This window comes from Phaeobacter gallaeciensis DSM 26640, from assembly GCF_000511385.1.
Classification (GTDB): Bacteria; Pseudomonadota; Alphaproteobacteria; order Rhodobacterales; family Rhodobacteraceae; genus Phaeobacter; species Phaeobacter gallaeciensis.
In genome coordinates, this window is the sequence record NC_023137.1 from 1,539,155 (window position 1) to 1,566,007 (window position 26,853).

The window sequence follows — 26,853 nt, forward strand, 5'->3', positions numbered from 1 at the left end:
TCAGGTTCAGAGCGCGTCCGAGCCGGTTTCGCCGGTACGGATGCGGATGGCCTGCTCGACGGGCGAGACAAAGATCTTGCCGTCACCGATCTTGTCGGTCTTGGCTGCGGCCACAATGGCTTCGATGGCGGCGTCGACCTGATCGTCGTCCAGTACCACCTCGATTTTCACCTTCGGCAGAAAGTCGACGACATATTCCGCGCCACGATAAAGTTCGGTGTGACCTTTCTGACGGCCAAAGCCCTTGACCTCGATCACCGACAGGCCTTGCACGCCGACGTCCTGCAAGGCTTCCTTCACCTCGTCCAGTTTGAACGGCTTGATGATGGCTTCGATTTTTTTCATCGGGATGGCTCCTCGCAACCTTGTCGAGAGAGGTCAGATCACTTCTATTGGGCAGGGACAATAATAGCCGCAAGCGCTGCGGCGAAACTGTGCATGATTTCTCGATGGCTGCCTAAAAATTAAGCACAGCGCCTGATTTTCGCGCATTTTTGAATCGCGACATGACCACGACAGGAAAAAGAGGCCCCTGACATGACCGAACTGCTGACCGCCGCCCAGATGCGCGCCATCGAACAGGCCGCCATCGCGTCCGGTGAAGTCACCGGGCTGGAACTGATGGAACGGGCCGGGCAGGGGGTGGTTGGGGCCATCTTAGAGGAGTGGCCGGAGCTGGATGCGGATATAGGCCGCAAGGCTGGGGGCGCTGCCCCCCGGCCTTCGGCCTCCCCCCGGGATATTTCAGGCCAGAAGATGGGCAGCGGAGCCCGCCGGCGTGCAGTGGTTTTATGCGGGCCGGGCAACAACGGCGGCGACGGGTTTGTGGTGGCGCGGCTCATGAAAGAGCGCGGCTGGGAAGTGGAGGTGTTTCTGTATGGAGACCCGGACAAGCTGCCACCGCATGCGAAGGTGAATTATGAGCGGTGGCGGGAGTTGGGTGCTGTCAACGCCTGGGATGCGCAACGGGTTGGCGAGGAGGTTGCGGATCTCTTTGTTGATGCGCTTTTCGGCGCGGGCCTGAAACGGGCGCCTGCGTGCGAGATCCTTGAACCGCTGACCAAGCTCTACACCGAGGGCAAGACATTCGGGCGTATGGCTGCGATTGATGCGCCAACGGGGCTGTGCATGGACAGCGGCCGCGCGCTTTGTCCGGAATTCGGGGCGGTCTGGAGTTGGCTTACCGTCACCTTTCACCGGCCACGTATCGGCCATTTCATTGATGAGAGACCGAGTTACTGTGGGGCAGTGAGGACCGTCGACATTGGGCTGGGCGGGCATGATTGGGGTGAGGCTGCACGACAGGCATTGGCCGACTTTCATCGGCTTGAGAAGGGCCGAGGAATGGGGCGGGTCGTTGCTACTCTTGTGTCGCCCGAACTGGTCTCGCCGTATCTTGGGAAAGAAACGGAGGAGCATAAGTATACCCACGGCCACGCCCTCGTCCTCTCCGGCGGCCATGGTAAGACCGGCGCTGCGCGGCTGGCCGCTCGCGGCGCGTTGCGGATCGGGGCTGGACTGGTCACGGTTGGTGCGCCACGTGCGACGATGATGGAAAACGCCTGCCAGCTGACCGCGATTATGTTGCGACAGATGGATGGCGCGGATGAGCTGCGCACGCTGTTGCAGGACAGCCGTATCAACGCGGTTTGTCTTGGGCCGGGGCTTGGGCTGGACGCTGATCGTGAGGGCTTAGTTCTGGAGGTCTTGCAGGCAAACCGCGCCACGGTTCTGGATGCAGATGCGCTGACGCAGTTTGAGGACCGCGCTGAGGTGCTGTTTGAGGCTTTGCAGGAAAACTGTGTCATCACCCCGCATGGCGGTGAATTTGCGCGGCTCTTTCCAGATCTGGCAGAGAAACTGAACGCGCCAGCCACAACCGGCCCCGCCTATTCCAAGGTGGACGCCACCCGCGAGGCCGCCAAACGCGCGGGCTGCGTGGTTCTGTTCAAGGGGCCGGATACGGTGATCGCCGCGCCGGATGGGCGCTGCTCTGTCAATTCCGCCCATTACGAGCGGTCCGCGCCCTGGCTGGCGACCGCCGGATCGGGCGACGTGCTGGCCGGGTTTGTCACAGGGTTAATGGCGCGCGGATTGGACCCGATTCAGGCCGCAGAAACAGCTGCATATCTGCATGTTGAATGCGCGTTAGGCTTCGGCCCAGGGCTCATCGCTGAGGATCTGCCGGAGCAAATCCCGGCTGTTCTTCGCAGGTTCGACATCCCGTAGACGGAGGATGGATTCAAAGTATGGAAAAGTTTGCCCGAAGGTCGCTTTCCCTTTTGCATCCACCGAAAAGCTTTGCTATTGAGCGCCTCACGGTGGGTCTGCCCATCGTGAGGATGCGGGTGTGGCGGAATTGGTAGACGCACCAGATTTAGGTTCTGGCGCCGCAAGGCGTGGGGGTTCAAGTCCCTTCACCCGCACCATTTATCCCCTGATACTGTTGAGTAATTTCATCATTGCGGGATTGCGGTCCGCACTCTGGCCCCCACTTTGTTGTTCGCTGGGGGTCTGGAATAGGTCGTCAATCTGAGAGACACCCGTTGCATCAGGTGTCTCCCGTCCTTTTGTCTCGAACCGATGCGATGGTCTCTTCCCCATCACGCTGAGCGGGCGTAGGTATCGCTGTCATCAAAGGTGGTGTCGGCCCAATCGTCGGTAGCGGGCGGCGGGGTGCGCTCCTTGACGCGACTGGCGGGATCAATGGCGAATCCCGAAACCGCCTGGACCAATGTCTGGGCCTCCTCGCGCAGCATCTGGCCAGCAGCGGCGGTCTGTTCCAGCATGGCGGAGTTTTTCTGCGCATTCTGATCAAGACTGACAACCGCAGTGTTCACCTCCGAGAGCCCATTGGATTGCTCGACCGTGGTGGCGGCAATCTGCTCGACCTTAACCACCACTGCCTCGACCGAACTCTGGATGGAGGCGAGGGCTGTGCCGGTTTGATCGACCAGTTTCACGCCCTGTGCCACCTCATGGGTGCTGACCTCAATCAGTTGGTTGATTTCTTGCACCGCATCGGCTGAGCGCTGCGCAAGGCCGCGCACCTCGGATGCGACGACCGCAAAACCGCGACCGGCTTCGCCGGCGCGGGCGGCCTCGACCCCGGCGTTCAGCGCCAGAAGGTTGGTCTGGAAGGCCAGATCTTCGATCAGGTCGGTGATCTTGGCGATGGCGCCGGAGGAATCCTCAATCCGCTGCATCGCGCTGATGGTCTGGCTGGCCAGTTCGCTGGTGGTGCGGGCTTGGGTGAAGGCGTCGCGCACGATGTCTTTGGCCTGTTCTGACCCCTCGGCCGTGCCGCGCACGGTGTCACCCAGCGTTTGCAGAGCGGCGGCCGTTTCCTCAAGGGAGGCGGCGGAGGTTTCGCCCCGGCGCGAGGCGTCATCTGCGGCCGCGGCGATTTCTGCGGCGGTAGAATTCAGGACTTCGCTACTGTGCGACAGTTGCTGCACCATTCCGGTCAGATTGTCGCGGAGGTTATCAGCCGCGTTGGCGATCTCCTTGAAGATGCCCTTCTGTCCAGCCGGCATCCGTTGGGTCAGATCGCCGGCGGCGAGCGTATCCAGAACCTGACGAATGGCGCCCAACCCGCCCTCGGCGGCGTCGCCAATGGCATTCACGCCGCGGCCCAGCTCCGCAAAGGAGCCGCTGGCCCCCTCCACCTGCAGGCGTTTGGAGAAATCACCGTCGGCGCAGGCGCGGATCACCTCAGCGATATCACGGGTCAGCTTGTCCTTCGTGGCATTGTCGGCGCGCAGATCTTCGACGGCGGCGGCAATGGTGGACACTTCCCTGATGCGCGATTGTGGGGCAGGGGTGGAGAAATCGCCGGACATGATCTTTTGCAGGACCACATTGACCCGCGATAGCGGGCGCGAGATGCCGATGGCCAGGAAGAACGCCACCACGACAAAGACGCTAAGCCCGCCAAACCCAGCCTTAAGCGCATTCGAATTCGCTGTAGCGATTGCCGCGGCGGCGCTGGCATGGATCGTGTCCAGCCGTGCAGTCGTCTGATCATTAATAGCGGCCAGCACCGGTTCGGCGGCCGTCTCAATGGCGTCCAGCGCCTTGTAGTGGTCATCGATCTGAGTGACTTCCTCAGCATAAGCATTGAAGGACTTCTGATAGCTGGTCAGCAAGCTGCCGATCCGGGCGCGCTGTGAGATGTTTTTGTAGTAGCTGCCAGGAAAGGCGCGGAACTCATCCACCCGTGCGTTCAGCCGATCGATGTATTTTGTGGCGTGGCGCATGATGAAGTCTTTTTCATGACGGCGCATCATCAGCATTTTGACTGTCATGTCGGGTTCAGCAGTGTCTTTCAGCGCCGTCTCAATGCTGCGGACGGAGCTGCGCAGCGCCCCCTGCAGCCCATCGGTTTCGTCAAAGCCCAGCTTTTCCTGACTGGCGACCACCTCGGCAAAACCGGCCTCATAAGCGGTGATCGCTGCGGCCAGCTGGCGCAGATTGTCTGAGGCCTCCGCCATGCCGTCCAGCGCTGAGATCTGGTTTTTTGCACTCTCAATCCGGTTGGAAAGATGCGCCATCGTATCAGCCTGCGTGGCGAGGATGTCGTGGCTTGGTTTCAGGCGAAAGCTCATCTCCACTAGACGGGTACTCTGAAAATCAACGCTCACCTCTGACAGTGTTTGTGCAAACCCTTCGACGGCAGTAACCTCCGCCTCGATCTCTGTGCGCAGCTGTTCCGTGTAGCGTGACAGTCCGATCAGGGCGAACATGACTGCGCTGGCCAGAAAGACGATCAGAAATATGGCCGTCTTGATGGAAGTCTTGAATTTCATAGTCTAAGTACCTGTTTTATCGATCTGTCACGGCTATCGGCAGGCTGTTAACAAATTATGGAAACTTGCGAAAAATCTGTATGTTTCATACCCTCAGAAGACAACTGCCTGCACCGGTTTTACATTCCGCAATGCCCGTTGCGCGGTTGAGCGGTTTTTTTGGGTTGATCGGAAGAGACTTGTGGTCGCGGCCTGAAGATCGGCAGGGATAGCGGATAGCAGGCCAGGGACCAGAAAGCTGGGGACGGAGTTCACAATTCTGAGAGAATTTCCGCTGTTGCTGGCAAGGGAAGCGACGCGACATATTTCAAGAGTACAGTCGCGAAAAAACGCGTGATAGCACCTGCGCCAGGTCAGCCCCTCAGGGATGGAGAGGGAGCTGCCCTGTACAATATTGGAGCATCTCCTCATGAACACCAGATTTGCCTCTCACCTCGGGGCGACGGCCTTGGTCTCCGGGCTTTTTGTCGGCCTTGCAGCGCCTGCGGTGGCCGGACCAACCTATGAGAACAACTCGGGCGGGACCTTCCGCTACTATGGTCAGTTCACCCCCTCCTTCCAGTCGTTTGACGACGGCGGCGACGATTTCAGCGCGCTTGTCGACAATGCCAATTCAAACTCCCGTATCGGGTTCTGGCTGGAACAGCCCTTCGGCGAGAATACCCTGCGGTTCAATTTTGAGACCGCGTTTGGTCTGCGCTCTTCGGATGGCGTTGATCAAAATGGCCGTCCTCAGAACATCAGCTGGGACCGCACCCGGATCCGCAAGGTCGATATTCAATATGCGACGGCGCGCTATGGCACGTTCTCTTTCGGTCAGGGATCCATGGCCTCGGATGGGTTGGCGGAGTCTGATCTCTCCGGAACTGGCGTGATCCAGACCTCCTCGATTGCGGATTCTGCTGGCGGTTTCCTGTTCCGTACCTCTGCTGGTGCGCTTTCCGGCGTCAGCATCGGCTCGGCGTTCCGCAGTCTTGACGGTGGCCGTTTGGGCCGGGTGCGCTATGACACACCGGAGTTCAGTGGCTTCACCGTGTCGGCGTCCTACGGTGAGGAAATTCTGCGCTCGAACTCTGACCGCGAAGCCTATGATGTTGCGGTGCGCTACACCAATGATGACCTTGGTGACTTTACCATCAATGGTGCCTTGGGGGCGGTGTGGAATGAGAACGGCCCCGGCACCAAAACTCGTGATATTGTAGCCTCTTTTGCGGCACTGCATGAGCCGTCAGGCGTGTCCTTCGCTGTTGCTGGCGGCGACCGGGATACAGGCGGCGATTATGCCTTCGCCAAGCTGGGCTACACCGCGAATTTCCTGTCCGTCGGGGCGACCTCCTTTGCGATCGACTACTATGACGGCTCCGACATGGTCACCAGCGGCGATAGTGCTGAATCCTGGGGCGTCGCGGCGGTTCAGAATTTCGACAATCTGAACCTTGAGACTTATGTCGCCTACCGCGACTACTCCTACTCAGATACCAGCGCGACCAGCTATCAGGACTCTTCGTCCATTATGGCAGGGGCCCGCTGGAAGTTCTGATCCAATCCATCGGGGCAGGGCGCTCGCATCAGGTCGAACGCAGCGGCCCCCTCGGACCTTCACCGGTAGCACGTTATTAAAACACGCCCCTCTGGGCGTGTTTTTCTACTTTAGGGGCCAAAAAACGCCGCATCCGGCCCGGTCGAGGCCGCTCTTGAGGCAATCCCCCTTGCGCCGCCGCTCATGTGCAAATAGAAGGCCACAAATTGTCTGGGGGAGCGCCTGCGCGCGCGCCCCGAATCTCTATGGGGAATATGATGCAGGTCACCGAGACGCTGAACGAAGGTCTGAAACGCGGTTACGCGATCACCGTCACCGCCGCCGAGCTGGACGCAAAGGTCAATGAGAAACTGGTCGAGGCACAGCCCGAAGTCGAGATGAAAGGCTTCCGCAAGGGCAAGGTTCCCATGGCGCTGCTGAAAAAGCAGTTCGGCCAGCGTCTGATCGGCGAAGCGATGCAGGAAACCATCGACGGTGCGATGAACAAGCACTTCGAGGAAAGCGGTGACCGTCCGGCGATGCAGCCCGACGTGAAAATGACCAACGAAGACTGGAAAGAGGGCGACGACGTCAACGTCGAGATGTCCTATGAGGCGCTGCCTGAGATCCCCGAAGTTGATCTTTCCGGTGTTGAACTGGAAAAGCTGGTTGTGAAAGCCGACGACGCGGCCGTTGAAGAAGCGCTGGCCAACCTCGCGGAAACCGCGCAGGACTTCGAAGCCCGCGAAGACGGTGCCGCAGCAGAAGATGGTGATCAGGTTGTCATCGATTTCGTTGGTAAGGTTGACGGCGAAGCCTTTGATGGCGGCGCAGGCGACGACTACCCGCTGACACTGGGCTCCAACTCCTTCATCCCCGGTTTCGAAGAGCAGCTGGTCGGCACCAAAGCGGGCGAAGAGAAAGACGTAACCGTCACCTTCCCCGAGGAATACCAGGCCGAGCATCTGGCTGGGAAAGAAGCCGTGTTCTCCTGCACCGTGAAAGAGGTGAAAGCCCCCAAAGCGGCAGAGATCAACGACGAGCTGGCGCAGAAATTTGGTGCCGAAGACCTCGCTGGCCTGAAAGGTCAGATCTCCGAGCGTCTGGAAGCCGAATACGCCGGTGCGGCCCGTGCTGTGATGAAGCGTGGCCTGCTGGACAAGCTGGACGATCTGGTCTCCTTTGACCTGCCGCCCTCGCTGGTCGAAGCAGAAGCCAAGCAGATCGCGCACCAGCTGTGGCACGAGGAAAACCCTGAAGTTCAGGGCCACGACCACGACGAGGTCGAAGCTACTGACGAGCACAACAAGCTGGCCGAGCGCCGCGTGCGTCTGGGCCTCCTGCTGGCAGAACTGGGCCAGAAAGCCGAAGTCGAAGTGACCGACGCGGAAATGACCCAGGCGATTATGCAGCAGGCACGCCAGTACCCTGGTCAGGAACGTCAGTTCTTTGAGTTCATCCAGCAGAACGCTCAGATGCAGCAGCAGCTGCGCGCGCCGATCTTTGAAGACAAAGTGATCGACCACATCGCCGAGCAGGCAAAAGTGGACGAGAAAGAAGTGTCCAAGGACGATCTGCAGGCTGCTGTTGAAGCCCTGGAAGACGAGTAATCAGACATCTCGGGCCTGCGCGCTGGCGCAGGCTTTTGCTTCTGACTTTGGAACAGGCCGCCCCCGTGGGTGGCCTTTTTCTTTATCAGCTCTACCGGTCCCGCCCGGATCGGTTGGGGCGCCCCGTCACAAGCAAAAACCGCCCTTGGGTTTATCCAGGGGCGGCGTGAAATAACGTCAACTTGGTCTCTCCGACCGTCGTCGGAAACGAGTGTCAGAACAAAAAGTTATCGGAGTTTGACAACTCCGCCACCGAAACATTCTCCACGGTTACAACCACGTTGTCGAAGGCCATCACAACGTGGTTGCCTTTCGCGGTGAAATCGACCTGATCGAGGGTCTCAGCCCCGCTGAGGATATCGATCTTGTCGGTTCCGATCTCGAAGTCGCGGATCCGCGCGCGCCCGTGATTGCTGCCGAAGGCAAATGTATCGGCGCCGTTGCCGCCGATCAGCAGGTCATTGCCCTGCTGGCCGAACAGCTTGTCATTGCCGTTGCCGCCAACCAGCGTGTCATTGCCTGCACCACCGCGGATCGTGTCAGCCCCATGGGAGCCATTCAGCTTGTCGTCACCACTCTGTCCGATCAGGCGGTCCCGACCGCTGCCGCCGCGCAGATCATCGTCTCCGGCGCGTCCTTGGAGCCTGTCATTGCCACCTCGGCCTGAAATCAGATCATCCGCTCTGGTTCCGTCAAGCACATCGCGGCTGACAGTTCCAAGCAGGGTTTCACCTACCTCAGGCTCGCCCATATCCAGCGGCGCGTTACCACCTGCCTTGCGATCCTGCCAGAAGGCGATCAGCGCGTCGGCGGTGGGGCTGTCGTAGCCGCCAAAATCCTTGACATATTTCAGAATCGAAGTGCCGTATTCATCTGTCGACGCGGTGTCGCTCAGCAGCAGCGTCGCCAACCCGGAAGCACCGCGCAGATGCGCCGCGGCCATCAACCCGGTCAGGGACAGGGTAACCTCAACCATGGCGCCATTCACATCGCGGTAGGAGATAGTTTCGCCTACGTAATCGGCGAGGCTGCGCCCTTGCTGGCCAAGATAGTGGCTGAGCATCTCGAAATTATAGCCAAAAGCCTCATTGATGGCCGTATCCTGCGCGGCATGGGTCTTGAAATCATCGAGGCTGTTTACGCCATTCTTACCGGTCCAGGTGCCATCCCAGCGGTTGATGCTATCACCGCCCAGGTAATAAAAATCATCCCGGTAATAACCGAGGTCAATCAGTAGCGCCTCGCCAAACTGATAGCCGACAAAGCCGAGCGAGTTGGTCGAGTGATAGGCCATATCGCGCCATTGAGTGGCGTTCAGCTGACCCCAGCTGCTTAGCCCCGGATAGAAACTGCCGATCGGAGCACCGGCCCATTGTGTCAGCTGTGCGTCGCTGATCTGGCCCGCATCATAGCGGTCCCGGTCCCAGCCGGATTCAAACGCCAGAAGCGCATTACGAAAGTCGTTGAAACTGCCATTCGGCATCGTCACTGCTCCTCTTGCGTATCAACCGTCTTGACGCGGACTGCTGGTATTCAGCGTTGTCCGACACATGGCATGCCGGAAAACTCTGTCGCAAGAAGGGGGCAGAAATTTGGCAAACAAATGCCTAAAAAAGAGTAAGCAGAGCGTAATTTTGCTGGAAATTTGTAAAAATTAACCTTTAGGGCGCGCCGCAACAAATAGTGTGCAAGCGGGGCGTGTGCGCCTAGATCTACCGCCCGGTGACGTATCGCCGGACGGCAGGAATCGGTTTATTTCACTCAAAACGGAAACAGTTTGTTCACAGCGAAATCCTGTAGCGAGCAAAGCCATCCGGCCCTTCGCCCGCAGGTTCAATGGCAATGCTTTCAACGCTGTCGACATAGCCCGCCGCTTTGGGGCCGGTGTCAAACAGCACGGAGGTCCCCTCCAGCGGGGCGAACCGCCAGTTGGCATCCGCTCGCGGGCTGATGGTGCCTTTCTCAACGATATAACGCACGATCACGTCGCGGTTGGTGTCGGGCCCCTCAAAGACGACTGTATCCCCCATCGCGCCGGGGAAGGCGCCACCGCCGCCTGCACGATAATTGTTGGTGGCGATAATGAATTCCTGCGCGGGGTCGATCGGCGCGCCGTCGAACTCAAGATTGACGATGCGATTGGCCTCCGGGTTTTCCAACGCGCCCTTGGGGCCGAACTTCGACGGTTGTGACAGATCGATCTGATAGGTCACCCCGTCAATCACGTCAAAGTTGTAGCTAGGGAAGGCCGGGTTTAGCAGCACCTGATCCGCCTCACCTGGGGTGATCTGGTTGAACATACCAGCGGAACGTTCCAGCCAGTCCTTGACCTGAGCGCCGGTTACCCGCACCGCACGGGCGGTGTTGGGGTAGAGGTAGAGGTCGGCGACATTCTTGATCGCCACATCGCCCTTGGGCACATCGGTGTAATACTCCGCACCCCCGCGGCCGCCAGCCTTGAACGGGGCGGCGGCCGAGAGGATCGGCAGCCCCTCATGTTCGGTGCCTTTCAGCATCTGCTCAATGTACCATGTCTGGGCAATCGACACGATTTGCACTGAGGGATCATCCGCGACCAGCGCAAAATAGCTGTGCAGCGGTGCGTCAGTCTTGCCTACGGCGCGGCGCACATATTGCAACGTCTCGTCATGTTCCTTCTGTACGGCCGCCAGCACTGCCGGGGCGCTTTCGACCAATGCGGTGATGGACCGGTCCTCTTTGCGCCGCGAAATGGGACGTGCCTCTGATGCATGGCCAACCACGCGCCAGCCGGATCCGTCACGCTCCAGCATCAGATCGATCAGACCCATATGGCTGCCCCAGAACCCGCCCATGGTGGCAGGGGTGCCGTGGATGGTGCCCTTGTCCACATCAACGCCTGCGAAATCGGCATAGGTGGAGGAGGGGAAGACCAGATGCGAATGGCCGGTCATAATGGCGTCGATGCCCTCAACTGCCGCCAGCGGTACGGAGGCGTTCTCCATCCCATCAGCTTCCTGCGCGCTGCCAATACCGGAATGTGAGAGCGCGATAATGATATCGGCACCTTTTTCCTTCATCTCTGGAACATAGGCGCGGGCGGTTTCCAGAATGTCGCGCGCCTGTACGTTGCCTTCGAGATGGCGGCGGTCCCAGTTCATCACCTGTGGCGGGACAAAGCCAATGAGGCCGATCTTGATCGCATGTGTATTGCCTGCGCCATCAGTCAGCTCGCGCTCCATAATGACATAAGGCGGCAGCAGGGTTGTGTCGTCGCGCGGCCCGGCGCCGGTTGATTTGGCAACATTGGCGCAGACCACCGGGAAATCGGCCCCGGCGAGAGATTTCATCAGGAAATCCAGTCCGTAGTTGAATTCATGATTGCCCAATGTCGAGGCATCAAAGCCAACCGCATTCATCGCCTGAATGACCGGATGGGTGTCGCCTTCCTTCATGCCACGCTCATAGGCGATATAGTCGCCCATCGGGTTGCCTTGCAGAAAATCGCCATTGTCCAGCAGCAGCGAATTGGTCGCCTCAGCGCGGATATCACCGATCAGTGAGGCGGTTCGTGCCAGTCCGACCGTGTCGCGCGGTTTGTCGGCGTAGTAATCATAGGGAAACACATGCACATGCAGGTCAGTGGTCTCCATCAGGCGCAGATGCACCTGGTTGGAGGCGGCCTGAACAGAAAACGGATGCAGTGCAATAAGACCGGCACTGCCGGCCAGAAAGGACCGGCGATCAAGTTGGATAGGCATTTTTCACTCCGACGTCTTTTTATAATAGACATCCATGCTAGCAGAAAAATGCGTATCGTCATGTGACAGTTTTGCGCTAACAGGCTCGGCGGCAGCCTGTCGCGCAGATCTTGAAGAACTTTTTTATCAGTTGGTTATGTTTGATATTTCAAGGGCGCAGCCCGGTTTCACGCAGCATGCCCCGGCGTTTAGCAGCGTAATAGTAGCCACGTGAATAGTGCTTCACCGCCTGATCATAGCTGCCATCAGACAGAAGCCAGGCCCCGCGCAGATACTTGACCGCGTATTTCAGATTGGTGTCCGCATCCAGAAGATCCTTCGGCCTGCCCCGAAATCCCATGGAGCGGGCGGTGGCGGGCAGGATCTGTAACAGCCCGTAATAAGGCCGGTTGATGGCCCAAGGGCGATGGGTGCTCTCGCGGATCGCAAGCCGGTGCACCAAGGGGCGCGGCACCTCGTACTGGTCGGCCCAGAAATTGATCTTGCGGCGCAACTCGGGTGTTTCGTTGGGGTAAAGGGGCGGCTCCGCGGCGTGCTCCGTTGCGGCGGGTGCATCGCCACAGGCGGCAAGGGCCAGCGGGCTGAGAAGGAAGGCCAGAGCCGTTCTGCGATCAATCATGGAAACTGCCTGTTAGATCCCCGGTCTGGCCGGGCCGGGCGCAGATTAGGCCGGGGGCGGGATTTGGGCAAATGGCAGATATCGGCATCGGCGGATATCCCCGCTCTTGGTGGTAGAGGCTGAGGGTTGGGCGTAGCTGGTTCAAATTTTAGCGGCTATTCAATTGTGCTTTGCCCTCGATGTGCCGCAGGATTTTTGCGCGCATGAACCGGGCATCGCCCCGTCCCAACACGGCTCCCGTGCCTGCGGCCCGCTTGGGATGCACATGCAAAGGGGCCGCGAGGGGGAGCCTTCGCGGCTCCGCCTGTGCCGTCAGGACTGAATGACCCTGTGCGGATTGTGCTGGGTCAGTTCAGCCGTGATCAACTCTGCTGGCACAAGATCGCTGATAGTCTCGCCCTTATGGCGCGGGTTCTCAAAGCTAAAGCCCCGCAGCAGCCGCAACAGCAGACGGCGGCGCAATGCGGTTTCTTCCCGGATCAATTCCTCTTCCATGGTCACCCCCAGATGACTGCATATCGTCGAACACAGACGCGTGGGCACAAGCCCACGGCGGGGTTCAAGACTGGTCAAAACCAGCGAAGATGAGGTTACCAACGTAAAGCTTTATGCGGTGAGTTTGAGGAGATTTTGATCTGTCTGCAGATCGCAGTATCTGACAGGTCACACGAAAAAGGCCGCCCCGGATGGAGCGGCCTTTCTCAATGTCGGATAGATCCAAGGCCGATCAGGCGTTGGTCTCTTCGTCGTTTGCAGCCGGGGCTGCATCGTCGTCATCGTCCGAAGCGGCAGAGCCGATATCGTCGAACAGCTCGGAGATTTCGAATTCAGCAGCGGCTTCTTCTTCAGCGGCCAGCTCTTGAATCGATTTGCCCGAGGCTTGCAGCTCAGCTTCTTCAGCGGAACGTGCAACGTTCAGTTTGATCTGAACTTCGACTTCAGGGTGCAGCTTCACAGCAACGCTGTGCAGGCCCAGATCCTTGATCGGCGAGAGCAGAGCGATCTGCTTCTTGTCGACCGAGAACCCTTCTTCGGTGGCTGCGTCTGCGGCGTCACGGGGGGTGACGGAACCGTAGAGCGCACCCGCGTCAGAAGCGGAGCGAATCACGATGAACTGCTGACCGTCCAGCTTTTCTGCCAGAGCTTCCGCTTCTTTCTTGGTTTCCAGGTTGCGCGCTTCCAGCTGCGCTTTCTGGTCCTCAAAACGAGCGATGTTGTTCTGCGACGCGGTCAGCGCCTTGCCTTGCGGCAGCAGGAAGTTGCGTGCATAGCCGGGCTTGACGTCCACGACTTCGCCCATTTGGCCCAGTTTGGCCACACGTTCCAGAAGGATAACTTGCATGTGCTTATCTCCTTACTTCACGGCGTAGGGCAGCAGGGCGAGGAAACGGGCGCGCTTGATAGCACGGGCCAGTTCACGCTGCTTCTTTGCCGAAACGGCGGTGATGCGCGAGGGCACGATCTTACCACGTTCGGAAATGTAGCGCTGCAGAAGACGGGTGTCTTTGTAGTCGATTTTCGGCGCATTGTCGCCCGAGAACGGGCATACTTTACGACGACGGAAAAACGGTTTGGCTGCCATGGTTTAGCGTCCTTTTCTCAAGCGTTGATCAGCGGCGCTCACGACGCGAGTCGCGCTCATCGCGCTTCTGCATCTGAACCGAGGGGCCGTCTTCATGTGCGTCAACCTTGATGGTCAGAACGCGCATTACGTCATCATGCAGGCGCATCAGACGCTCCATTTCCTGGATCGCCGCTGCGGAGGCATCGGTCTTCAGGAAGGAGTAGTGGCCCTTACGATTTTTGTTGATCTTATAGGCCATCGTCTTGACGCCCCAGTACTCGCTGTCGACCAGGCTACCGCCGTTGTCGGACAGAACAGCACCGAAATGTTCGATGAGGCCTTCAGCTTGCGAGTTGGACAGGTCCTGACGCGCAATCATGACATGCTCGTAGAGTGGCATGTGAACTCCAGTTTGTGTCTAGGCGCATTTCATAGACAGGGCGGTTGATCCTTCCGCTGCCCTGTCACGAGAGTCTGCGCGGATCGAAAATGTCGCGGAAGGAAGCCCCCATATACAGGTTGCCGCCAAAAGGGCAAGCGTCGTTTGCTGCACACCTCTCAGGCCGGGAGTGGAAGCGCAGGACACATATAATCAGCGGCGGTCGCAGCGGGGATCCAAAGTACGCGCATTTCAATGTGAACCAAATTTTAGCAAAACCATGCCAGGTTGAGTGTGGCTGAAGACAGACACCTAAAGGACCATGCGGGCAGGGCGTTGAGCTGGTCCTTCCGGCGATGGTTACCCGCAAAGACCTGTGGACGCGACCACTATTTACCGCATCTGCGCCCAATTTCGGCCCCAATGCTGGCGTCAATCTTGGTTAACAAGGTGTTAACCGGTCAGCCAGACCCAGACCAAGGCGCAGAAAGCGCCGCAGAGAAGGCAGGACAGACCGACCGCGTTAAGAGTGAAAAGGGACCAGAGATGAGCATCATCGAACCATCCGATATCGGGTTTCAGCCTGCGCATCAGGCTCAATTTGGTCATGCGATGCACGGCACCTCAACTCAATCCTACATCAGACAGTCCCGTGCTGCGCGGCGTCTGGCGGATCTGGCCCGTTCCACACCGTTGAACCTACAAGTGCAGGCCAATTGGCCGGTCCGCTCCATCCTGCTACGCATTCTTGGTGGAGGGATGGTGCTCGGCTCCACCGGGCTGTGGCTGCTGCCCGATGCTGGGGTCGATCCGCAGATGTCGTTGATCCGGATCGGGGTTTCCATCGCCTTCCTCTTTGTCGGGCTGATCTTGCTGACCACACATCATCCCGACAGTCAGCCGGAGGCGTGTTTCGACCCGGTCCGTTGCGAGCTGCGGATTCTGCGCAAATCCCGTAGTGGTGCCCCCCGCGTTGTCCTGCGCCGCAGCTACGCCAGCCTTGGCGGTGTGCGCCTTTCGGCCAATGCCATTGCGGTCCTCGACAGCGACGGGTCCGTTTTGATGGAGTTGCCGATCGACAGCACCGACACCCGTTTGCGGCTGCGCGATCAGCTCAATGGCGCTTTGCCCATTCTCAGCTGACCACTCACTAAGAAGCCGGCCTTATAGGTGGTGCCGTTGCTGCTCTGCCTCGGCCCATATCGTGTCACTATTCTGTGCCGCCACCCATCACAACTGCGCGAGAACCTGCCACTCTGCACAGATGCAGCTTTGGTTGTTCATCTGAACACAGATAGTGTTGGGTTTTGCGGGCTTCCCTTTCGGGCGAGAAAATCCTCAACTGGGAAGCGATGTTACACGGTCCAATGGAGCCAAGATTATGAAAACCACTCTTCTCGCTGCCGCCCTGATGGGCGCTGCCGCCACTACCGCTTTTGCCGCACCCGAAGCCTATAATCTGGATGCGAGCCACAGCCAGGTGGTGTTCAGCTACAACCACCTTGGGTTCTCGACGACCTATGGCATGTTCTCCGGGTTCGAGGGTGAGATTGCCTTTGATCAGGAAAACCCCGAAGCGTCCAGCGTCTCGGTCTCAATGCCGGCAAAATCGATGCTGACCGGTTGGGAAGGGCGTTTTGATCATTTCATGTCGAAGGATTTCTTTGGCGCTGATGACAAGGAGATGATCACCTTTACCTCCACCGGTATCAAGGTGACTGGCGAGAATACCGCCGAAATCACCGGCGATCTGACCCTGAACGGCGTCACCAAATCCGTGGTTCTGGACGCCAAGCTGAACCAGGTTGGTGATCACCCGATGGCGGGCAAGCCCTGGGCCGGTTTCGACGCCACCACCACGCTGCTGCGCTCCGACTACGAACTGGGCAAATTCGCCCCCTTCGTCAGCGATGAGGTCGATGTGAAAATCTCGGTTGAGGCAATGAAAGCCGAATAAGCCGGATGCCCGACGGCGGAATCACAAGACCCGCCGCCCAACAACTTGAAACCGCTGCCCCGACGGGGTGGCGGTTTTTGTCGTTGGAGCATGATGGTCCGCTGTGAGCCCAAAATTACAAAGCTCAAAGAGTGGCCATTTGGTCTTCTAACAGCTTTCCCCAAGTGAAGATTTCAAACGTCCTATGCTCTGGAAAGTAGAACGGATCATTGGTCACCAATTCTTCAACTTCTGCTTTACTGTCGACTTCAACGACCCATAAGGCTCCACAAAAAGCACCGTCAGGGTCAGGTTTCAGCCCACCACCTATCAGTAATTCAGGGTGTTTTTTCGCGTATGCCACGTGCGCGTCCCGAAGGTCCTGCCGTGATCGCACAGCAAGCATGTCTGCGGTATCCGTAAAGATTACAACCCAGCGTGTCATTGGCATCTCCTTCATTTGAGATTTACGATACCTTGCCCTGAAATCTGGAAGTAGGGCCAGTTCGTGTTCCTCGTAACTCCATGTCCTAAAGGCAGAGAAGTCCGCTCAGCCGACTTTGACCTCTGGTTTCGGTCCCGGTTTGGTACGCTGGCGCGGCCAACGGCGGCAGTGAGCCCAAAGTGCCGACCTATTGCGTCGCAGCTTATGTCCGCAATAAACTCCCAGAACCGGCAGATGCAAGTTGACGCAAAGTATATGGAGGCCGTAGCTAGTGACCGTTGAAGCAATTGAGAATCTCGCTGACTTTGTTGTTTGGTCCCGAAAGTGCTCAAAAAAATTTGGACTTCGACGCGCTACTCTTGAAGTTTGCTTTAGGGGTCAATCACTAACGGACTGGACACTGAAACCCAGCTTATACAGGGGGTTTGTCCCTCCAGAACTTGAACGCGAGCTTATCAGAGACTTCAAAACGCATGCTTCCGAGTTCTTGAGCAGCGATCAACGCTCAGACGTTGACTGGTTGTTTCTCGCTCAACACCATGGTGTCCCAACACGTCTCTTAGACTGGACCCTGAACCCTTTGGTCGCCCTTTATTTTGCTTGTGAAGACCACACACGCGGAGAAAACGGCAAAGTGTTCGCGTTAAACGCTTGGGAACTCAATAAAACCTCGTGTGGTATGCAAGCTGTGCCTGCTACAGACTCCGAGGTTTTTCAAGACTATGTCTTGCCGCTGAACGACAAAGCGGTTCAGCGGACCGTTCGCGCTCAGCAGCCTTTGGCCGTTCGTCCAAACTACCTGTTTCGTCGCTCAAACGCACAAGCTGGTTCGTTTACAATTCATGGATCAAAAACACAGGCTTTGGAGAAGACCCAGTTCGTTAGAAAAAACCACCAAGCTTGCTTGGCCCAAATTGAGATCAAAGGTGAGAAGAAACTCAATTTATTGAGAGAACTATATTCCTTTGGTATTCATAGGCAGTCACTGTTTCAATCAATAGACTCAGTAGGTGATCGGGTTAAGTTTCGATATTCAAACGACTACTTCGACAAGCGTAGATGAGGGAATAGGCTTCTCCTGGCCGGTGCCCGATGCTTCTCGAGAGGCAAGCAGCCATTGACCTCTATGGCCCAAATGGCAGCTTTGTCCGCATAGCTGACCAAGACACTGTATGGATACCCTCATCCATCAGCAGTGTGCCTGCTACAGCCCCCTCAGGGCGCGCGGCTGGCGGTCAGGTCGACGGCGATTGTCACCGCATAGGCCAGCGAGCCTTCGTCCTGCACACCGCGTCCGATGTTGAAATCCAGCCGGTTCACTTCGGCGCTGCCGGACATCACTGCGGTGTCACCGTTCAGATTGAGCGTGAAGGGCAGGCTCAGCGGCACCTCCTGGTCGCGGATGCGCAGGGTGCCGTCAGCGACATAGCCCTCCGCCAGCCTCTCAATCTCGGCACGGAACTCGGCGGTGGGGTAGCTGGCACTGTCGAAATAATCCGGACCCATCGCCTGATCGGTGACCGATCCCAGCATCAGCGAGGGGATTGCCACGGAGACGGTGACCGTGCCTGCCGGGCCGGGGGCGTCTGGCTCCTCAAACGCGATGCTCGCCTGCCATTGGTCGAACTGGCCGCGCACCTCGCTGCCCATCTGCACGATGGCAATGGCGAGAGTGCCGTCCTCAACCACCCAGCTACCAGCGGGCAGCGCCTCAGCGGGGGCGGCATCTGTGGCGACATCGTGGGTATGATCATCTCCGTGGGCGGCAGTGTCGGCTGGCCCATGGCTATGCGGCGCATAAAGTCCGAAGGCGCCGCCACCCGCCAACACCAGAACCCAGATCACCAGCGCCATAAGAAACGGCAGGGTACCATGAGGCGTCTCGGCCTTGACGGTGACCTTAGGCGTGCGCCCCGGCAACATCCGGCGCAGGGTGGCGTCACGGTCGACCACCTCATGTTTCAGGGCACCAGCGATATGCAGCCCCAGCGCCACCGCGAGGATCCAGACAAACAACCAGTGCAACCCGCCGAACACCGCAGCCACCGCCTCCGATTTCGGCACGAACGGCAGGCTCTGGCCAAAGGGCCACCAGATCGGCGCAAAACCTGTGGTTGCTGCATGGTGGATCCAGCCCGTCAGCGGTGCGGCAACCAGCGCACCGTAAAGCAGCCAGTGCACCACCTCCGCCAGCACCGTCTCAGCCCGTCGGTCGGGGTGGAGAGCGACTGGCTTGGGCTGGCTCAACGCCCAGAGAATGCGCAGGAGCGCAGTCAGAAACAGTGCCAGCCCCAGTGTTTTATGCAGTGAAAATAATAGCGCGGCGCGGGTTAGCGTGGCCTGTGATCCGTCAAAATCGGCGCTCTGGATATGATGCGCCAGATCATTGGCGAAGTACCCCAGCGGAAACACCGCCAGCATCAACAGGGCGGTCAGCCAGTGAAACCCCTTGGCAACGCTGCCATAGTGATGGGCGGTGTTGTGGCGGGCGACGGGAGAGCTGGCAGGGGAGGACACGTCAGGGAAAACCTTCTCTTCAAGAGTGACAGGATCACCCTATCTTCTCAGCCGGTTGAGACAACACGCATCTCTGTCACCTGATGCACAGGCTTGGTGCATCCGCGCAAGGCTGTGCTTGTACGCAGCGTCACCTGCGTCTAAACCCGGTGCAACGCAGATGTGCAGAGAAGATGAGGTCTCAGATGACAATTGCATTCGTGTTTCCAGGGCAGGGCGCGCAGACCATCGGCATGGGCAAGGCTCTCGCAGAGGCTTATCCGGCGGCCAAAGCGGTTTTTGACGAGGTGGACACCGCATTGGGCGAGGCGCTGAGCCAGCTGATCTGGGAGGGGGATATCGAAACCCTGACCCTTACGCAGAACGCCCAGCCGGCCCTGATGGCCACGTCGCTCGCTGTCATGCGCGCGCTGGAGGCTGAAGGCGTCAGCATCGACAAGGCCGCCTTTGTTGCCGGTCACAGCCTCGGCGAATATTCCGCATTGGCCGCAGCAGGGGCGATTTCGGTGGCCGATACAGCACGCCTGCTACGCACTCGCGGACAGGCGATGCAAAGCGCCGTACCAGTGGGTGAGGGCGCAATGGCCGCCATTCTGGGGCTGGACCTTGAGGCCGTGCGTGCCGTCGCTGAGGAGGCCGCACAAGGCGAGGTCTGTCAGGCCGCCAATGACAATGATCCGACCCAGGTGGTGGTCTCCGGCGCCAAGGCTGCCGTGGAACGCGCGGCTGAAATCGCCAAGGAAAAAGGCGCCAAACGGGCAGTGATGCTGCCGGTCTCGGCACCGTTCCATTGCGCGCTTATGCAGCCTGCCGCCGATGTGATGGCCGAGGCGCTGGCTGATGTGGCCACTACATCTCCCGCGGTGCCGCTGATCGCCAATGTCCGCGCCGATGCGGTGCGCGACCCGGATGAGATCCGCAAACTGCTGGTCGAACAGGTGACCGGATCGGTGCGCTGGCGCGAAAGCGTGCAGACCATGGCCGCAAAAGGTGTCACTGAATTTTGGGAAATCGGCGCGGGCAAGGCGCTCTCCGGCATGATCCGCAAGATTGACCGCAGCTTGACCAGCCGTCAGGTCGGTACGCCCGAGGATGTGGCTGCCATTACCGCGGGCTGAACGCGGAATTTTCATTAAATTCCGGCCCGTTTTTTCCAAGAAAACGGCGAACTGCGGGCCGGGGATGAGACAAAGGAAAACCATATGTTTGATCTGACTGGCAAATCTGCCCTCATCACCGGCGCGTCCGGCGGCATCGGTGGTGATATCGCCCGCGCGCTGCACGCAGCCGGTGCCACTGTAGGCCTCTCTGGCACCCGCGAGGCGCCGTTGCAGGAGCTGGCCGCCGAGCTTGGGGAGCGCGCGCATGTGCTGCCCTGTAACCTTTCCGATGCGGAGGCGGTCGAGGCGCTGCCGAAACAAGCCATCGCGGCGATGGGGTCCGTTGATATTCTGGTCAACAACGCGGGCATCACCCGCGACAACCTCTTTATGCGGATGAAGGATGACGAGTGGCAGAGCGTGCTTGAGGTGAACCTCACCTCCACCATGCGCCTGTGTCGCGGCGTGCTGCGCGGCATGATGAAGGCACGCTGGGGCCGGATCATCAATATCTCCTCCATCGTCGGGGCAACCGGCAACCCAGGTCAGGGCAACTATGCCGCCGCCAAGGCCGGTATGGTTGGCATGTCGAAATCGCTGGCCTATGAGGTCGCCAACCGTGGCATCACCGTGAATGCGGTGGCGCCCGGCTTTATCGCGACCGCCATGACCGACAAACTGAACGACGCCCAGAAAGACGCGATCCTGACCCAGATCCCCAGCGGACGCATGGGCAACCCTGAGGAAATCGCCTCAGCCGTGTTGTATCTGGCGAGCGCGGAAGCAGGCTATGTCACTGGCACCACGCTGCATGTGAACGGCGGTATGGCGATGCTCTGATCCGGGGGCTGATAGCTCTTTGGATGAGGCGCCAGAGGCCCGAGTCAGTTGCCCGTCTCCGGTTCGTCCGGCGGCGGGTTTTTCATTGTAGACGCCCGCTTCAATCGAGTGGATATGTGACGCGGATATCTCAGGACTCGTGCCAGATCCCGGCCCGCCTCGGTGGCGATTTGCCGGAGATTTCGGGTCATTTTGCGATGGGTTTGCGTATGATTGCCGGGAGTATCGGGCAAAACGCTGCCTTGTGGTCCGGTGTGTCCGGCTGAAACCCGCTGAAAAATAATGCAAAAATTGCGCCTGTGGCCGACATGGGATGAAAAACATCGCATACAAGTCTTGCATGTGCCGCCGCCTGTGGCCAAATGCTCATCCTGTTGCCTGAGCCTCAGGTAACAGGCTTTGGGTTGACGGTCGCAGTGATGCTGCGAAATCGTTTGCCTCTGCGTCGGTCTGTGTTATAGGCGGCGCATATTTGCCATCTGCGGGTCCCTGCCGGACCGGCAGGGGGCATGTTCCGCTGTGCGGGACACGATCGCCCGCATCGGGCACAACCACGCCGCCCCGAGCGGGCAAGGGCAGAACCGGGCGAAGGCCTGACAAACCGGGCGAATGCCTGAAAAGATGAGGAATTGACATGAGCGACGTCGCAGACCGCGTAAAAAAGATCGTTGTGGAACACCTGGGTGTTGAAGAAGACAAAGTGACCGAGAACGCGTCGTTCATCGATGATCTGGGCGCAGACAGCCTGGATACCGTTGAGCTGGTCATGGCCTTCGAAGAAGAGTTCGGCATCGAGATCCCCGATGACGCAGCCGAGACCATCCAGACTTTTGGCGATGCGGTGAAGTTCATCAGCGAAGCTTCCTGATCCCACCCAATCGGTGACGATCACAGACGGCGCTTTCCAAGCAGGAAGGCGCCGTTTTGCATTTGTGGCCGTTTCCGACCCATGCGAGGTCGGGTTTTCTCCTTAGGGGTGATCAGTCTCCGTGCTAGCCTTGGTGAAACTGCCGACGACAGGAGGGCATAGCGATGATGATCTACCCCACGATGGAGCTGAAGGACGGGCGCTGCGTGACGCTGGACAAGGGGCGGCTTGATACCGCCATGATCTGGCATGTGGACCCGGTGGCCACCGCTTGCAGCTTTGCGGCCGATGGCGCCGAATGGATGCATCTGACGGATTTTGATGCCATTGAAGGCGACAACCGCAATGCTGAGCTGGTGGAGGAAATCATCCGCACAGCGGGCATTCCCGTGCAGCTGGGCGGTGGGATGCGCAGCCGCGAACATGTCGAACATTGGATCGACAAGGGGGCAGGCCGCGTCGTGGTTGGCACATTGGCCGCGCAGGATCCGGAGGTGGTGCGCGCCTTGACCCGTCTTTACCCGGATCAGATCGTGCTGGCGGTGGATGTCTGGGAAGGTCAGGTGATGACCGATGGCTGGCGTCAGGCGGGCTCTTTCTCGCCTGAAGGCTTTATCGACGCCTTTGCCGATTGCCCCTTTGCAGGGATCATCATCACCGACATCGAAAGCGATATGAGTGATGTTGAGGCGCAGCTTGGCCTGATCGCCGGACTGGCAGAGAAGGCCCGCACGCCGGTGATCGCCAGCGGTGTCGTGCGCACCGCCGATGATGTGGCGCGGCTGAAATACATCGGCTCGGTCTCCGGGACACTGGTTGGACGGGCGCTGTTCCGCAAGACATTGACCCTGACGGAGGCATTGGAAGAGGCGGCCCCCAGCCGCGAACCCGTGGCCGAGTTCCGCTGATTGGGTTAGAAACGAGCTAAGATCAGGCGAGGGTTAGCGCCAGGTCAAACGTCGAAGCTCCAGAGAGGCTGCGTAGGCGACTGCGCAGCCTCTCGTCGTCTTACGTTGCTGGTCGCTGTCGCAGGTGTGGCTCATCCAGCGTCAGGAGGGCAGCGATGGTCTGAGTTCTGCGCGCCCGGGGTGTCAGCCGGAGACCGCGCTGTTTGGCTCCAGATCGGGTGACCTGTCGCCGCGCGCGATCCCACGCTTGGCAGATGACGATGCCCGGCGGAAACCAGCCAGTTGCCTTACAATATCTTTGGACAATCGATCCTTGAACTGAATGCCGAAATAATTGGCATTACACCATTGGATCTGGCCAGACAGGTCAACCTGAGGCACATCCTTGGGTAGATTCAACGAGATCATTTCCCCGACTGCACCGACGATATCGGATTTGATCTTTGCCCCTTCTTGACTGATGTCCAGTAGTGTGGCGTCTGCTTCCTCTTCTGCGTACAGCAGATGGCAGTCCAGATTGCAGGTATGCCGCTTGCGCCGCCGCTTCAGCGTGGTCATGCGTCGCTCAAACAGGATAAAGCAAAGCGCTCCCAGCGCCACCAATCCCAATGAACCCACCGCCGCAGTTGTGCTGGAAATTTGCCCAAGGGCGGGCAGCGCCCCCAGATTGCCCCCCATGTTTTCTTTTTTATGGGCATTCTGGCAAGGCATGCGGGCAAGCTCCCGACGGTAGGCCGCCAGCGTTTCACGGGCGAACAGCTTAACCGACGTCCGCTCTGCTGTACGCCGATCCTTGATTGACAAAACCCGTAGCAGGCTGCGCTGCTGGGCGATCAGATTGTTGGTGGCCTTGGACAGTTCACGCAGGTTTTCGCGCTGCATCCCACGCTGCAGCTCCGTCTTGGAGGTATTGGATAAAAATCGCTCCAGCTCCTGCACGGCGCGCGAATTGCGGCCGGTGCGCAGATATCCCAGCATGTCCTCACTTGCGAGAGTCAGGGTCATCAATTTATTGAACACCCGACACTCCCGGGCGGCGAGCGGTTCAACGCTCAGGAAAAGAGCAGTCACGATCACAAGGGCGAATAGGCTCACCCCCCACACGCACGAAGGTCGGCGGTGTGCCGTCCGCCGACCCTTCCGCAAATCGGGGTCTGATGACGCGGGGCGCCTGAATAATAAATGTATTTTCACCATTTACGCCTTGCCCCAGAGCCGTAGATCCAGACTTTGCGCCCTGCCAGGCAGGCGCGCATGCTGCGTCGCAGGTGTCGTTGAACCGGCATCACCCGGTGAGACGCGCTGCGAAACACCTTAAGAGTATATGCGTGGAGTTAATTGCAATCTAAGAGTGTCATTAAAATAGCGTGAAACCGCGCAACTGTTCCGGCTCTTGCACCTTTGCGCCAATCCAAGCTATTTGGTGACAAATTGCCGAGGCAAAGGAGGGCAAGAAATGCGTCGAGTAGTAGTCACCGGGCTGGGCCTGGTCACACCGCTGGCCAGCGGCGTCGAAGAAAGCTGGTCGCGGTTGCTGGACGGGCAGTCCGGCGCGGGTCCGATCACGCATTTTGATGCGGTCGAAAGCGGCGTTGCCACCACATACGCTTGCGAGGTTCCGCGCGGCGATGGCTCCGAGGGCACCTTCAACCCCGACGATTGGGTCGTGAAGAAAGACCAGAAAAAGATTGATGATTTCATCCTCTACGGCATCGCTGCCGCAGATATGGCTGTGCGCGATGCGGGCTGGACGCCTGAGGATGAGGAAAGTCGCCTGCGCACTGGCGTTATGATTGGCTCCGGTATCGGTGGTCTCAGCTCGATCGCGGACACCGCGGTGATGATCAAGGAGAAAGGCCCCCGCCGGGTCTCGCCCTTCTTCATTCCGGGCGCACTGATTAACCTGATTTCCGGTCAGGTCTCCATCCGCTTTGGCTTCAAGGGGCCGAACCACTCCGTTGTGACCGCCTGTTCCACCGGCGCCCACGCCATTGGCGATGCGGCCCGTCTGATCAAATCCGGCGATGCCGATGTGATGATCGCAGGTGGCGCCGAAGCGGCGATCTGTGAGATTGGCATTGCGGGTTTCAATGCCTGCAAGGCGCTGTCAACCAAACGTGCGGACGACCCCAAGGCCGCTTCGCGCCCCTACGACGCAGACCGCGACGGGTTTGTTATGGGCGAGGGTGCGGGCATCGTGGTGCTGGAAGACTATGAGCACGCCAAGGCCCGCGGCGCCAAGATCTATGCCGAGGTTCTGGGTTACGGCCTGTCCGGCGATGCCTACCACATCACCGCACCGTCCGAGGACGGCGAAGGCGGCGAACGTTCCATGCGGGCGGCGCTTGCCAATGCCGGGCTTGAGCCGAAGGACATCGACTATATCAACGCCCATGGCACCTCTACGATGGCGGACACCATCGAACTGGGCGCGGTTGAGCGGATGATGGGCGATGCCGCAGGTAAGGTCACCATGTCCTCGACCAAATCCGCTACGGGCCACCTGTTGGGGGCGGCAGGCGCGATTGAGGCGATCTTCTCCATTCTGGCGATCCGCGACCAGGTGGCCCCGCCCACCATCAACTTAGACACTCCGGCTGTGGAAACCGCCGTTGATCTGGCCCCCAATGCCAAGCGTGAGCGCGAGATCAATGTGGCGCTGTCCAATTCCTTTGGGTTTGGCGGCACCAATGCATCGGTCCTGTTCGGAAAGCCTGAGTGATGTGGCGCAGCCTCGCCTCTAATATGCTGACGGTCCTGGTGGTGATGCTGTTCCTTCTGGGCGGCGTCATCCTCTGGGGGCAGTCGCAATATACCTCGGAAGGTCCGCTGGAGAGCGCGATTTGCCTGCGGGTGCCGTCTGGCTCCAACATGTCGCGGGTCAGCCGTGATCTGGAAACCCAGGGTGCCATCAATTCTGGGCCGCTGTTCCGTGTTGGGGTGCGTTATGCCGAGAAAACCGGTGAGCTGAAGGCCGGCAGCTATCTGGTGCCAGCTGGCGCCTCGATGGAAGCCATCGTCGATCAGATCACCCGGGGCGGCGCCAGCAGCTGCGGCACTGAAATTGTCTATCGCGTGGGCGTGACCCGCGTGCTGGCAGAGGTGCGCGAGCTGGATCCGGCCACCAACCGCTTTGTTGAGCGCGCGGAATTTGTGCCGGGTGTCGATGAGGTGCCCGCTGTCTACAACGAGAAGAAAGCCGACGCCGACACCCGCTACCGCATTGCGCTGGCGGAAGGTGTCACCAGCTGGCAGGTGGTGGAATCGCTGAAGGCGATGGATATCCTCGAAGGTGAGCCAGGCGACCGCCCGGCGGAGGGGATGCTGGCACCGGACAGCTATGAGGTTTCCCCAGGGGACAACCGTGCTGAGATTCTGGCCGAGATGCAGGAACGTCAGGTGCTGCGCATCAATGCTGCCTGGGAGAGCCGCTCGGACCGCGCGGCGGTCACCAGCCCTGAGGAGATGCTGATCCTTGCCTCGATCATCGAAAAGGAAACCGGTGTTGCCGAAGAACGCCGTCAGGTGGCCTCGGTCTTCACCAACCGTCTCAATCGCGGCATGCGGCTGCAGACGGACCCGACAGTGATCTATGGCGTGACCAAGGGGGAGGGCGTGCTGGGCCGTGGTCTGCGCCAGAGCGAGCTGCGCCGGGCAACCCCCTGGAACACCTATGTGATCGAAGGGCTGCCGCCGACCCCTATCGCCAATCCCGGCATGGCCAGCCTTGAGGCAGCGGTGGACCCCGATCAGGGCGATTACCTGTTCTTCGTCGCGGATGGCACCGGCGGTCACGCCTTTGCGGTCACTCTGGAAGAGCACAACCGCAATGTTGCCAAATGGCGCGAGATCGAAGCCGAGCGCAACAGCAACTGATCGCAACCGCAGCATAAAATAAATCTGGAAAGGGACGCTTTGGCGTCCCTTTTTTCTTGCGCGCACCCGTTAACTCTATCGTAGGGAAATCAGGTGTTTCCTTAATAAATTCGGCGGCTTGCGC

24 protein-coding genes and 1 tRNA gene are annotated in these 26,853 nt (G+C 59.1%); 13 read left to right on the forward strand and 12 right to left on the reverse strand.

The window, feature by feature from the left end; all coding sequences use genetic code 11:
• Positions 1-6: 6 nt before the first annotated feature.
• Positions 7-345, reverse strand: a complete 339-nt coding sequence (locus tag GAL_RS07415; RefSeq protein WP_014874894.1) for a P-II family nitrogen regulator — start codon at positions 343-345, stop codon at positions 7-9.
• 192 nt (positions 346-537) lie between these two features.
• Between GAL_RS07415 and GAL_RS07420 the strand changes: the two genes are divergently transcribed.
• Both GAL_RS07420 and GAL_RS07425 read left to right on the forward strand, forming a co-directional pair.
• Positions 538-2,229 (forward strand): bifunctional ADP-dependent NAD(P)H-hydrate dehydratase/NAD(P)H-hydrate epimerase, encoded by a 1,692-nt coding sequence (locus GAL_RS07420; RefSeq protein ID WP_024096969.1) that lies wholly within the window; start codon positions 538-540, stop codon positions 2,227-2,229.
• Positions 2,230-2,344: 115 nt separating this feature from the next.
• A tRNA-Leu gene (locus GAL_RS07425) sits at positions 2,345-2,429 on the forward strand.
• Between the two features lie 174 nt (positions 2,430-2,603).
• On the opposite strand, the gene GAL_RS07430 is transcribed toward GAL_RS07425, so the two are convergent.
• Positions 2,604-4,808, reverse strand: coding sequence for a methyl-accepting chemotaxis protein (locus GAL_RS07430; protein ID WP_024096970.1), 2,205 nt, complete (start codon positions 4,806-4,808; stop codon positions 2,604-2,606).
• A 409-nt stretch (positions 4,809-5,217) separates the two neighbouring features.
• On the opposite strand from GAL_RS07430, the gene GAL_RS07435 reads away from it, so the two are divergent.
• Positions 5,218-6,348: a porin gene (locus tag GAL_RS07435; protein WP_024096971.1), complete on the forward strand. Its 1,131-nt coding sequence runs from the start codon at positions 5,218-5,220 to the stop codon at positions 6,346-6,348.
• 257 nt (positions 6,349-6,605) lie between these two features.
• A complete protein-coding gene (gene tig, locus GAL_RS07440) occupies positions 6,606-7,937 on the forward strand; it encodes a trigger factor (RefSeq protein ID WP_024096972.1) in 1,332 nt (443 codons plus the stop codon).
• A gap of 214 nt (positions 7,938-8,151) precedes the next feature.
• On the opposite strand, the gene GAL_RS07445 is transcribed toward tig, so the two are convergent.
• The 7 genes from GAL_RS07445 to rpsF all read right to left on the reverse strand — a co-directional run bounded on the left by GAL_RS07445 (position 8,152) and on the right by rpsF (position 14,260).
• Positions 8,152-9,420 (reverse strand): calcium-binding protein, encoded by a 1,269-nt coding sequence (locus GAL_RS07445; protein ID WP_024096973.1) that lies wholly within the window; start codon positions 9,418-9,420, stop codon positions 8,152-8,154.
• A gap of 298 nt (positions 9,421-9,718) precedes the next feature.
• Positions 9,719-11,677 carry a bifunctional 2',3'-cyclic-nucleotide 2'-phosphodiesterase/3'-nucleotidase gene (locus GAL_RS07450; protein ID WP_024096974.1) on the reverse strand — a complete coding sequence of 653 codons (1,959 nt, stop codon included), beginning with the start codon at positions 11,675-11,677 and terminating at the stop codon, positions 9,719-9,721.
• Between the two features lie 148 nt (positions 11,678-11,825).
• Positions 11,826-12,296, reverse strand: a complete 471-nt coding sequence (locus tag GAL_RS07455; RefSeq protein ID WP_024096975.1) for a transglycosylase SLT domain-containing protein — start codon at positions 12,294-12,296, stop codon at positions 11,826-11,828.
• Positions 12,297-12,608: 312 nt separating this feature from the next.
• Positions 12,609-12,791: a hypothetical protein gene (locus GAL_RS07460; RefSeq protein WP_024096976.1), complete on the reverse strand. Its 183-nt coding sequence runs from the start codon at positions 12,789-12,791 to the stop codon at positions 12,609-12,611.
• 232 nt (positions 12,792-13,023) lie between these two features.
• Complete coding sequence (gene rplI, locus GAL_RS07465) at positions 13,024-13,638, reverse strand: 50S ribosomal protein L9 (protein ID WP_024096977.1); 615 nt, start codon at positions 13,636-13,638, stop codon at positions 13,024-13,026.
• A gap of 12 nt (positions 13,639-13,650) precedes the next feature.
• Entirely contained in the window at positions 13,651-13,878 is a 228-nt protein-coding gene (gene rpsR / locus GAL_RS07470; protein WP_005982441.1) for a 30S ribosomal protein S18, read from the reverse strand.
• 28 nt (positions 13,879-13,906) lie between these two features.
• Positions 13,907-14,260, reverse strand: a complete 354-nt coding sequence (gene rpsF / locus GAL_RS07475) for a 30S ribosomal protein S6 (RefSeq protein ID WP_014874885.1) — start codon at positions 14,258-14,260, stop codon at positions 13,907-13,909.
• Between the two features lie 525 nt (positions 14,261-14,785).
• Between rpsF and GAL_RS07480 the strand changes: the two genes are divergently transcribed.
• Positions 14,786-15,382 carry a hypothetical protein gene (locus tag GAL_RS07480; RefSeq protein WP_040103985.1) on the forward strand — a complete coding sequence of 199 codons (597 nt, stop codon included), beginning with the start codon at positions 14,786-14,788 and terminating at the stop codon, positions 15,380-15,382.
• 238 nt (positions 15,383-15,620) lie between these two features.
• The gene (locus GAL_RS07485) at positions 15,621-16,196 is read left to right on the forward strand and encodes a YceI family protein (RefSeq protein WP_014874883.1); all 576 of its coding nucleotides are present in this window, start codon (positions 15,621-15,623) and stop codon (positions 16,194-16,196) included.
• 124 nt (positions 16,197-16,320) lie between these two features.
• On the opposite strand, the gene GAL_RS07490 is transcribed toward GAL_RS07485, so the two are convergent.
• A complete protein-coding gene (locus tag GAL_RS07490; RefSeq protein WP_024096979.1) occupies positions 16,321-16,620 on the reverse strand; it encodes a YciI family protein in 300 nt (99 codons plus the stop codon).
• Positions 16,621-16,891: 271 nt separating this feature from the next.
• On the opposite strand from GAL_RS07490, the gene GAL_RS21925 reads away from it, so the two are divergent.
• Positions 16,892-17,683, forward strand: a complete 792-nt coding sequence (locus GAL_RS21925; protein WP_024096980.1) for an FRG domain-containing protein — start codon at positions 16,892-16,894, stop codon at positions 17,681-17,683.
• 152 nt (positions 17,684-17,835) lie between these two features.
• On the opposite strand, the gene GAL_RS07500 is transcribed toward GAL_RS21925, so the two are convergent.
• Positions 17,836-19,137, reverse strand: coding sequence for a cytochrome b/b6 domain-containing protein (locus tag GAL_RS07500; RefSeq protein ID WP_024096981.1), 1,302 nt, complete (start codon positions 19,135-19,137; stop codon positions 17,836-17,838).
• A 185-nt stretch (positions 19,138-19,322) separates the two neighbouring features.
• Here GAL_RS07500 and fabD point away from each other — a divergent pair, with 185 nt between their 5' ends.
• The 4 genes from fabD to GAL_RS07520 all read left to right on the forward strand — a co-directional run bounded on the left by fabD (position 19,323) and on the right by GAL_RS07520 (position 22,853).
• Positions 19,323-20,255, forward strand: coding sequence for an ACP S-malonyltransferase (gene fabD, locus GAL_RS07505; RefSeq protein ID WP_024096982.1), 933 nt, complete (start codon positions 19,323-19,325; stop codon positions 20,253-20,255).
• A gap of 84 nt (positions 20,256-20,339) precedes the next feature.
• Positions 20,340-21,077 carry a 3-oxoacyl-ACP reductase FabG gene (gene fabG, locus GAL_RS07510; protein ID WP_024096983.1) on the forward strand — a complete coding sequence of 246 codons (738 nt, stop codon included), beginning with the start codon at positions 20,340-20,342 and terminating at the stop codon, positions 21,075-21,077.
• A 634-nt stretch (positions 21,078-21,711) separates the two neighbouring features.
• Positions 21,712-21,945: an acyl carrier protein gene (locus tag GAL_RS07515; RefSeq protein WP_005982462.1), complete on the forward strand. Its 234-nt coding sequence runs from the start codon at positions 21,712-21,714 to the stop codon at positions 21,943-21,945.
• Between the two features lie 164 nt (positions 21,946-22,109).
• Positions 22,110-22,853, forward strand: coding sequence for a 1-(5-phosphoribosyl)-5-[(5-phosphoribosylamino)methylideneamino]imidazole-4-carboxamide isomerase (locus GAL_RS07520; protein ID WP_024096984.1), 744 nt, complete (start codon positions 22,110-22,112; stop codon positions 22,851-22,853).
• A 183-nt stretch (positions 22,854-23,036) separates the two neighbouring features.
• On the opposite strand, the gene GAL_RS07525 is transcribed toward GAL_RS07520, so the two are convergent.
• Complete coding sequence (locus GAL_RS07525; protein WP_024096985.1) at positions 23,037-24,050, reverse strand: PilZ domain-containing protein; 1,014 nt, start codon at positions 24,048-24,050, stop codon at positions 23,037-23,039.
• 259 nt (positions 24,051-24,309) lie between these two features.
• On the opposite strand from GAL_RS07525, the gene fabF reads away from it, so the two are divergent.
• A complete protein-coding gene (gene fabF / locus GAL_RS07530) occupies positions 24,310-25,575 on the forward strand; it encodes a beta-ketoacyl-ACP synthase II (RefSeq protein ID WP_024096986.1) in 1,266 nt (421 codons plus the stop codon).
• On the forward strand, positions 25,575-26,729 hold the full coding sequence (gene mltG, locus GAL_RS07535; RefSeq protein ID WP_024096987.1) for an endolytic transglycosylase MltG: 1,155 nt from the start codon (positions 25,575-25,577) through the stop codon (positions 26,727-26,729). Before fabF ends, mltG begins: the two co-directional genes overlap by 1 nt.
• The last annotated feature ends 124 nt before the right edge of the window (positions 26,730-26,853 follow it).